Consider the following 8,343-nt stretch of genomic DNA (forward strand, 5'->3'; position numbering starts at 1 on the left):
ATGCATGGTAATAGACAAAAGAAACATCCTGTTAAAGCCTATACTTCAAGAAGATATGCCTCTGTTTGAGGAATGGTTGAACAAAGACTATGTCTATAAATGGCTCTGTCCTGATGGAGAAGAACAACGCAAAGCGTGGTTAGAAGAAGTTAATAACAAAGACGGCAAGTACAATTTCCTAACCCACTTTATTGTCTACCACAACGAGCATAAAATAGGCTATTGCCTTTATGCCGATTGCTTCTATTTGAAAGATATTGAAGAAGAAGGACATGATTTCGAAGACTTGTATGGAGACGTAACAGTGGAAAATCATACCTTTGAAATCGGTTACCTGATTGGCGAAGAGGAGTACTTGAATAAAGGCATCAGCAAAATCATTATTCAGCAGTTAGAAGAAAGAATCATTTCTTTAGGCGGACGTGAGATAGCGGCAGATCCTTCCGAAGAAAACACTTTCTCCATAAAGGCACTATTAAGTAATGGATTTATGAAAAAGAAAGACGGAGATTATAGAAAAGATGTCTTATTAGCAGATGATGAGAGTGTTAAGGCGAAAATTATAGCCTTAGAAAAACAAGCATTAGCGCTCTAGAACGATGGAAACCCCGATGGCTTTTTAGAATTGACATCTGAGGACGTTGTTTATATAGACCCTGCATTCGAACGCAAACTAGAAGGCAAGAAAGCTCTGGAAGATTATTACAACACAGTTAGGGGTAAGATTAAAATAGATCAATATGAAATGATAAATCCAACGGTACAGCTATCGGCAGACGTTGCTGTGTTGATATATAACTATGTTGTTCAGAGGGATGGCCTAATATTCAGAATGAGTTGTACGGAAGTCTATCAATTGGATATTTCTAATCAGTGGAAAATCATACATACCCATTGGTCTTTTGTACAGTAACTAAAGCAGAAAAGACGCACTTCTTGCAAAGGAGAAGACAGAAAGGAGAAAGAAAATTCCTTGCTCCCTTATTTATTTCAAATCCTTCGTTAAGTAAACCATCTCAACCAACTGAATGCCTTCATCAAATATTATATGGCCGTAATTATCCGTAAAGAAGTTCTCAATACGATGAGACAACTCAATTTGTTTGATTATCATTGTTCTAATTTGAATCGTAAAAGTAGTGCTTTTAAGGCAGATATAGAAAAATATCGTATCTTTGCCCTCCTATGACAATTACAAAGAAGGATTTGGTTTAGTAAACAATCTGTGCGTTCTGTACAGATTGTCCTTTCGTTTACTCTCGGATAAGTCTTTTCGGGAGTGGTTTTCTATTAATTAAATTTGGTTTTTAATCTGCATACAAGGATGAGAGCATGGCTCTGTCTTTTGCGTATGCTGCTATATGCATTTATACAATGAATAATTTACAATTATATGGTTGGAATGAAGAACTGTTCCAACAAAAACAAAATTCAAATTACAAAGACCTCATACATGGACGAGTAACGGTTACCCATAAAACTTGCTACGAAGTAGTTGCCGAATCGGGCTTCTATACTTGTGAACTGGCAGGCAATATGCTCTATGGAAAGGATGTTTCCGAATATCCCTGCACAGGCGATTGGGTTATCTTTCAACCCACTGACACAGATAAAGGTATTATTCTCGACCGTTTGCCCCGGCAGAAGACACTCTATCGCCTAAAAAGCGGCACAGTTTCCGAACGACAGGCCATTGCCTCTTTCGTCGACAAAGCCTTTATCGTGCAAAGTCTGGATGAGAACTTTAATGTTCGCCGCATCGAGCGTTTCATGTTACAAACCGCCGATGAGGGCATTCAACCTGTATTGATTCTGACTAAAACTGATTTAGGATTCGACCGGGAAGAGACAGCAAATGTCTTGAAGCATATCTCGGATAAGATAGCCGTTTTCTATACCAGCACGGAATCGGCAGAAAGCATAGCTAATCTCCGATCATTCATTTCTCCCGGTGAAACCATTGTTTTTACAGGTATGTCGGGTGTCGGGAAAAGCTCCTTAATCAACGCCCTTTACGGACAAGAAGTGTTGCAGACAGGAGCAATCAGCGATTCAACAGGGAAGGGTAAACATACTTCAACCCGCCGGGAAATGGTATTGATACCGGATTCAGGTGTACTGATTGATACTCCGGGAGTAAAACTGTTCGGCGTCACTAATGACAACACCGATAGTTTGTCTAATATTTTGGATATATCAGACTACGAAGGTAAATGCCGGTTTAGCGACTGTCAGCATATCAATGAAAAAGGATGTGCCGTAATTGAAGCAGTAGAGAATAGAGAAATAGATCAAGGCGTATATGAAAGCTACCTAAAACTCCGTCGGGAAGCATGGCATTTCACGGCTTCCGTGCACGAGAAACGGAAGCAAGAGAGAGTCTTTACCCGAATGGTGAAGAAGAGTTATAAAGACAAGAGGCAATAGGAATAAGGAGAAGGTATCAGGGCGAGCATAGTATGTTCTTACAAAACGGCTGCCCGGCAATCGCTGTTAGTTCGCAGTGGTTTATCGAGAATTTCGAGATGCAGGAACTAATACATACACCCAAAGATAATTTGAGAGTTGTAAATAACGAACGGGTCGCAGAGTGCGCTTTGGGTATAGCGGAACTTATACGGAAATTATAAATTCTGCTGTTATTAAAAAGATGCCTATTTTGGACAACGATATCCGAAATAGGCATCATATCTTTGTAATATGAACCAAGCTGATAAACAATACTGTCAGAGTTGCGGAATGCCGCTTCGCTTCGATGTGGAGGAATATATGGGAACAAATTCCAATCATTCTCTTAGCGACGAGTATTGCTATTATTGCCTGAAAGACGGGGATTACACGGTGGATATTCCCATGAGCGAAATGGTGGATATCTGGGTGAAGTACACCGATAAATACAACTGGTATTCCAATACGAACTATACCCCACAGGAATTAAGGACTCTGCAAAATAAACGACTTCCTACATTGAAGCGTTGGCGGCAAAAGGCAATTTTGTAGCAGGTGGAAGCATGTGGTTTCGATTTGGCAGTATGTGGCGTAATAGAGATGTTTTACAGATATATAGAAGATTATATGTACTGATTGCTAAATGTTTGCTAAATTTGCTTCATAATAGAAAAAACAAAAAAACTATTCCTATGAAATTAAAATTGGCATTTATCTTATTATTAGCTATATCTATTTATAGTTGCGGAGATTCTGAGAGTGCAAAAGATAATATTGAAATCCCATCTAAAAAAGTATATATTTGGGAAGGCGAAAATTCAGTAGTTGAAATTAAAACGACCTTGAGCAGTCCGACGCTAAAAATTGATGATACAGATATTGCTCAGGTGGAATTTAAAGATAATTCTATTCATATCTCTACTTTTAAAACTGGAAGTACGACTGTATATATTTCAGACCTATTACACAACGAAGCTTCTTTTTCTGTTATTGTAGGTTCTATTCAACAAGGTATATGGGAAGAAAAGCAAATAGGAATTTACCAAAGTGATGTTGAAATCTTGGCGGAGAATCAAAATGCCGCATTAGAATTAAAGGCTACACTCAAAGAAGGATTAATCAACCAGCTAGGTTCTACTTATACATTTGATGAAAATGACAATAATCTCGAAATAATGCACATTGATAAAGACAATAATGTAGTAAAATATATAGGCACTTATGAATATGATAAAATAAAATCCATTTTGGTGTTGAATTATAATGATATTACAGAATTATTTACACTATATCCAATTGAATATCATGGAGTAAGATTGGAACAAGACTTAACAGAACTTTACAAATTAATATATCCCAATTATGGAATATCGAAAGTTCTAACTACAAGATATCTTATAAAACCAAAAAATCTTTAAATTCTAAATAGCGAATAGACTAAAAAACCACTTTAATAAATAGAGTGGTTTTTATTTTTTGGAAAATCATCTCTTCAGAGAAACAAAACACCCAACTCTACATTCTTGGGTGTAAAATCGGGTGTTTGTTTTGCGATTTGCTGACTTTCAGTCTTCTCAGCGGAGAGAGAGGGAACGGAACCAATTTCTCCAAAGTCCTATATATCAGAATGATTCGTCGGCAATCGACATGCAGGTTACGAATTGGTTACGAGAAAAAATGACTACTTTGTCCTTCTCTGTCTAACCTTTGTCTGCAATAATCTTAGGTTCAAAATTACTATTTATTTTCGAATATACAACTATACTGTATATCAAATATTTATCCCCAGTGCAAGGTGCAAGCTTATCTATATAGATACTTGCACCTTGCACAGGGACAACATTTGCTTTATTTTTACCTTGATTAATGTAACCGTCATTAACTTAATGGTCATTACATTATTTATGTCCATATAAACCTCAAACTCTCCTCTCGTTTTAGGTGGACATCTCAAATGGTTTAGTAGTTTCAAAGCAATTCTGTGTAATATTTATTTGCGGTTTCAATTATTATCACTATTTTTGCACCATTATCACTATGTATGATAACGATGCAAAATACAAATGATAACATCTGAATATGAGCAAAATTATATCCATATTAGGAGCATCACAAGAGTTGATTCCGGTACAGCAGGATAAACTACGGGGACTTAATGCCGATATGCTTTTGAGGTTTTCGTTTTATACCATTGACTTCAACCATCAGATTTTATGCGTTATCCAAGCAAAAAATGAGCAGGAAACCATAACGCCCTTGAAGTATAAGAAAATCACCCAACAGGTTGGTAACGTCATGGGTATGCCCGTTGTCGTTTTGTTGGGTTCATTGCCTTATTATGAACGGGAGAGATTGATAAGCCAGGGTGTGTACTTTATCATTTCAGACAAATATGCATTCTTACCTTCTTTAATCGCTAATATTCAGGCTAAAAGAAGAGAGAAGAAAACGCAGCCCAAATTAACACCCGCTGCACAATACGTGCTGTTATACTATCTTTTGAAGGAAAATAGTGAAAATGAGTTTACAATTAAGAGATTGGAAGAACTTGTCCCCTATAATTATGTGACATTGGCACGTGCAATTACAAGCCTTGAAGATTGTCAGCTATGTACTGCTGAAATACGGGATGCAGGGATTAAATACATTTGCTTCAAGGATTCTAAACGGGAACTTTGGTTGAGAGCACAGAACTACTTGTCGTCACCTATAAAAAAAGTTCTTTACTGCGATTCGATACCCGAAGGTAATTTCAGTACATGCGGAGTGAATGCCTTATCGCATTATTCACACCTAAATCCGGAACAATATGGTGCAATGGCAATATGGGATAAGCAATTTAGTTCAGAAGTCGGACACTATAACGAAATAGAAGGTCTGTACAAAATAGAAGTATGGAGATATCCGGCAACGATACCTTATAAGTCAAATGGTGGTATTGTCGATAAACTTTCATTGTATTTGACAATGAAGGACGAGCCGGATTCCCGGATTGAAAAGGAGTTGGAAATTATGATTGAAGAAATGAAATGGTAAAAGGACTGGAAATATTCAAAGAACACTTCGCCGGATTTGAAGACAACTATGTTATCATTGGCGGAACAGCTTGCGACATAGCTTTGCGGGATACAGATATGCGCCCACGAGCAACCGACGATATCGACATGATATTAGTCATTGAGAAGATGACCCCTGAATTTGCTCTGCGCTTTTGGGAGTTTATTAACTTGGGTGAATACAAAAACCGTGAACGAAAACGAGACGACAAAGAACCGGCAACCGAATTATTCCGGTTTATCAATCCTAAAAATGGGTTTCCGGTTCAAATTGAATTGTTGTCAAAGTTTCCTGACGTATTGGGAGAACCGACAGGATTTCATTTGACACCCATTCCGGCTGGCGAAGACATTTCAAGTTTATCAGCTATTCTGATGGACGAAGAATATTATCATCATACGATTAATAGTAGTATCATCGAGGAAGGTGTTCGTATTGCAGACCCATTATCTCTTTTATGCTTAAAGGTAAAAGCGTTTCTGAATCTTACAGAAGAGAAGAAAACAAACCCGAATGTTCGTAGCAGTGATATCAAAAAGCACCGTGATGATGTTTTCAAGTTGTTGGCTATGCGAATCGACCCATTCACTCCTGTTGAATTATCGGCTACGATGAAGAGTGAATTGGTTGCATTTATTGAAATGATAGAAGATTCTCTGCCAAACCAATCTTTGCGGGATAGTCTGCAACGTACCGACAGTGATATCAGGGGATTTATAGACATTATGAAAGAAATATTCGGTATTAAATAGCTATGAAAATTCAATACGCATCAGACTTACATCTTGAATTTCATGATAATTCGAGGTTTCTAAAAGAGAATCCGCTTCTCCCGGCAGGAGAGATTCTCATTCTTGCAGGTGATATAGGATACCTGAACGATGACAATTACAATAAGCATCCGTTTTGGGATTGGGCTTCGGAGAATTACAAACAAGTTATCGTTGCTGTGGGTAACCACGAACTGTACAAATACTACGATTTAGCGGAAATGCCTCAAGGTCTGGTTTGTTCAATCCGGGATAATGTAAAATGTTACTACAATGCTGTTGTTAGGATTGAGAATGTTGATATTATTGTTTCAACATTGTGGGCGAAAATCCCATTGGAAGAAGCCTACCCTACCGAACGTGGAGTTACTGACTTTCACCGAATTTTGTACAAAGGAGAAACATTGACTTTTGCTGATTTTAACCGTGAACACGATAAGTGTTTTCATTTTATTCAGAATGAAGTTGCAAGAAGTACAGCTGACCATATCATTGTCATAACACATCATGTTCCGTCATTCCAATTAGCTTCACCTGATTTTGCCGGAAGCAAAATAAATGGAGCATTTACGGTCGAATTGAAATCATTCATCGAAAATAGTCCGATTGAATACTGGATTTATGGGCATTCACACCGGAATATAGATAAGGTTATAGGGAAAACACAATGCGTGAGCAACCAATTGGGATATGTATTTCATAATGAGCATCACACATTTGATCCCGGAAAGGTAATTGAAATCGGCTAAGATTTGTACCTTTGCATCAGAAATTTAGAATAACCGCGGATTAATTCCGTTAGATATAACATAACGTTCGCTGAACGTCTCAATGTAGAAAACTGGTAATTTTCAAGAAAAGGAGACTATGGCGCAATGTTCATGCTATACGAAAGTATGGCGTGGGCTTGCACGTCTTCCTTTTCGGGTATACCAGTACCTCTACATTGAAGTGTGTGAGTTCCACGCTTCTTTTTTGCGTGTTACTCCGGCGAACATAACAAGAGTAAATAACGCAAATATTATCAACATGAAAAAGATTATCCTTTACATCGCTGCATCTATTGACGGACGAATTGCCGAACCGGACGGTGATATCGAGTGGCTTTCGGAATTTCCCATTACAGAAAAATGAATTATGGTTATAAAGAATTTATGGCTTCTATTGACACTATCATCATGGGTGGTCGCTCTTGGCGTGAATTATCAAATATGGATGCAATGGGTGCGTATGACGACAAGGCAGTTTATGTAGTTTCCCGCAATGATTGGAGTGAAAAAGGAAATATTAAATTCATTACAGAAAATGTGATTGAACGCATTCTCGATCTGCGTAATCAGCCAGGAAAAGATATTTGGTTGTTTGGCGGAGGTGAGTTGATTTCAATGCTTCTTGCCGCCGATTTGGTAGATGAAATGCAGATTGCCTATATTCCTATTATTCTTGGTCAGGGAATTCTCTTATTCCCTGACAATCCGAAAGAATCCCGATGGGAGTTGCGGCATAGTATGTGTTACGGAAATGGAGTTGTAAAAATATCCTATATCAAACTGAAAGATTAACGCCTGTCAAAAGCCTCAATATGAATATATAATTTACTTAATATTTCTAGTAAATCATTCTTAGGAGTTTGTAGCCTTCTGACAGCTAATATACTAATTCCTATGCTGAAAGATATCTATAGATATAAATATCAAGGTAAGAATGACAGACACAATATGTAATGACTACCATGTGTCATGTACTATAAGGGCTAATTCAGAGAAGATGTTATTGAGAGATTCTATAATAATCAAGAGGCTACCCTGTTGGGACAGCCTCTTGATTATTATCAAAATAGAACCTACATGATTTCTTAAATATACACTCCTTGAAATCGTCATTTTGATTTAAGGGGCTTTATTTCCTAACAGAACCTTTATTTATTTTATCTGTATTTATTTCATATGCTAAACGACTCTAAATAATTAACATATTCATCTACACTACTTTCAATATGTATAATATAATTGAAAAGTAGTCCACTTAGTAATTGAAAAGTATACCACTAAGTGTCTCGGACGAGATG

The 8,343-nt window shown here is 37.4% G+C and carries 10 protein-coding genes and 2 pseudogenes; 11 read left to right on the plus strand and 1 reads right to left on the minus strand.

Annotated features, from left to right (window positions below; genetic code table 11):
- The first annotated feature begins 4 nt into the window (after positions 1-4).
- A complete protein-coding gene (locus D0T53_RS10795; protein ID WP_163267747.1) occupies positions 5-595 on the plus strand; it encodes a GNAT family N-acetyltransferase in 591 nt (196 codons plus the stop codon).
- Between the two features lie 12 nt (positions 596-607).
- Positions 608-913 (plus strand): annotated as a pseudogene (locus tag D0T53_RS10800) (nuclear transport factor 2 family protein); the annotation flags it as partial.
- Positions 914-985: 72 nt separating this feature from the next.
- On the opposite strand, the gene D0T53_RS10805 reads toward D0T53_RS10800, so the two are convergent.
- A complete protein-coding gene (locus D0T53_RS10805) occupies positions 986-1,114 on the minus strand; it encodes a hypothetical protein (RefSeq protein WP_304487045.1) in 129 nt (42 codons plus the stop codon).
- 260 nt (positions 1,115-1,374) lie between these two features.
- Between D0T53_RS10805 and rsgA the strand changes: the two genes are divergently transcribed.
- From rsgA to D0T53_RS10845, 9 genes and pseudogenes are all read left to right on the plus strand, one after another.
- Positions 1,375-2,427: a ribosome small subunit-dependent GTPase A gene (gene rsgA / locus D0T53_RS10810; RefSeq protein ID WP_163267751.1), complete on the plus strand. Its 1,053-nt coding sequence runs from the start codon at positions 1,375-1,377 to the stop codon at positions 2,425-2,427.
- Between the two features lie 32 nt (positions 2,428-2,459).
- Positions 2,460-2,630 (plus strand): Zn-dependent exopeptidase M28, encoded by a 171-nt coding sequence (locus tag D0T53_RS10815; RefSeq protein ID WP_163267753.1) that lies wholly within the window; start codon positions 2,460-2,462, stop codon positions 2,628-2,630.
- Positions 2,631-2,700: 70 nt separating this feature from the next.
- Positions 2,701-2,988: pseudogene (locus D0T53_RS10820) on the plus strand (zinc ribbon domain-containing protein); the annotation flags it as partial.
- Positions 2,976-3,866 carry a hypothetical protein gene (locus D0T53_RS10825; protein ID WP_163267754.1) on the plus strand — a complete coding sequence of 297 codons (891 nt, stop codon included), beginning with the start codon at positions 2,976-2,978 and terminating at the stop codon, positions 3,864-3,866. The pseudogene D0T53_RS10820 and the gene D0T53_RS10825, both read left to right, overlap by 13 nt.
- Positions 3,867-4,527: 661 nt before the next feature.
- The gene (locus tag D0T53_RS10830) at positions 4,528-5,484 is read left to right on the plus strand and encodes a hypothetical protein (RefSeq protein WP_163267756.1); all 957 of its coding nucleotides are present in this window, start codon (positions 4,528-4,530) and stop codon (positions 5,482-5,484) included.
- Positions 5,478-6,257: a hypothetical protein gene (locus tag D0T53_RS10835; protein WP_163267758.1), complete on the plus strand. Its 780-nt coding sequence runs from the start codon at positions 5,478-5,480 to the stop codon at positions 6,255-6,257. Before D0T53_RS10830 ends, D0T53_RS10835 begins: the two co-directional genes overlap by 7 nt.
- A gap of 2 nt (positions 6,258-6,259) precedes the next feature.
- The gene (locus D0T53_RS10840; RefSeq protein WP_163267760.1) at positions 6,260-7,024 is read left to right on the plus strand and encodes a metallophosphoesterase; all 765 of its coding nucleotides are present in this window, start codon (positions 6,260-6,262) and stop codon (positions 7,022-7,024) included.
- A 118-nt stretch (positions 7,025-7,142) separates the two neighbouring features.
- A complete protein-coding gene (locus tag D0T53_RS13640; protein WP_255489438.1) occupies positions 7,143-7,409 on the plus strand; it encodes a dihydrofolate reductase family protein in 267 nt (88 codons plus the stop codon).
- 44 nt (positions 7,410-7,453) lie between these two features.
- The gene (locus D0T53_RS10845) at positions 7,454-7,837 is read left to right on the plus strand and encodes a dihydrofolate reductase family protein (RefSeq protein WP_255489439.1); all 384 of its coding nucleotides are present in this window, start codon (positions 7,454-7,456) and stop codon (positions 7,835-7,837) included.
- Positions 7,838-8,343 lie beyond the last annotated feature (506 nt).

The sequence above is a fragment of the Dysgonomonas sp. 216 genome (genome assembly GCF_010501065.1).
Taxonomy (GTDB): Bacteria; Bacteroidota; Bacteroidia; order Bacteroidales; family Dysgonomonadaceae; genus QVMM01.

Bases quoted from the DNA above. Each gene is read 5' to 3' on its own strand.
- D0T53_RS10795 (WP_163267747.1), top strand. From the start codon at position 5: ATGGTAATAGACAAAAGAAACATCCTGTTAAAGCCTATACTTCAAGAA.
- D0T53_RS10805 (WP_304487045.1), bottom strand. From the start codon at position 1,114: ATGATAATCAAACAAATTGAGTTGTCTCATCGTATTGAGAACTTCTTT.
- rsgA (WP_163267751.1), top strand. From the start codon at position 1,375: ATGAATAATTTACAATTATATGGTTGGAATGAAGAACTGTTCCAACAA.
- D0T53_RS10815 (WP_163267753.1), top strand. From the start codon at position 2,460: ATGTTCTTACAAAACGGCTGCCCGGCAATCGCTGTTAGTTCGCAGTGG.
- D0T53_RS10830 (WP_163267756.1), top strand. From the start codon at position 4,528: ATGAGCAAAATTATATCCATATTAGGAGCATCACAAGAGTTGATTCCG.
- D0T53_RS10835 (WP_163267758.1), top strand. From the start codon at position 5,478: ATGGTAAAAGGACTGGAAATATTCAAAGAACACTTCGCCGGATTTGAA.
- D0T53_RS10840 (WP_163267760.1), top strand. From the start codon at position 6,260: ATGAAAATTCAATACGCATCAGACTTACATCTTGAATTTCATGATAAT.
- D0T53_RS13640 (WP_255489438.1), top strand. From the start codon at position 7,143: ATGGCGCAATGTTCATGCTATACGAAAGTATGGCGTGGGCTTGCACGT.
- D0T53_RS10845 (WP_255489439.1), top strand. From the start codon at position 7,454: ATGGGTGGTCGCTCTTGGCGTGAATTATCAAATATGGATGCAATGGGT.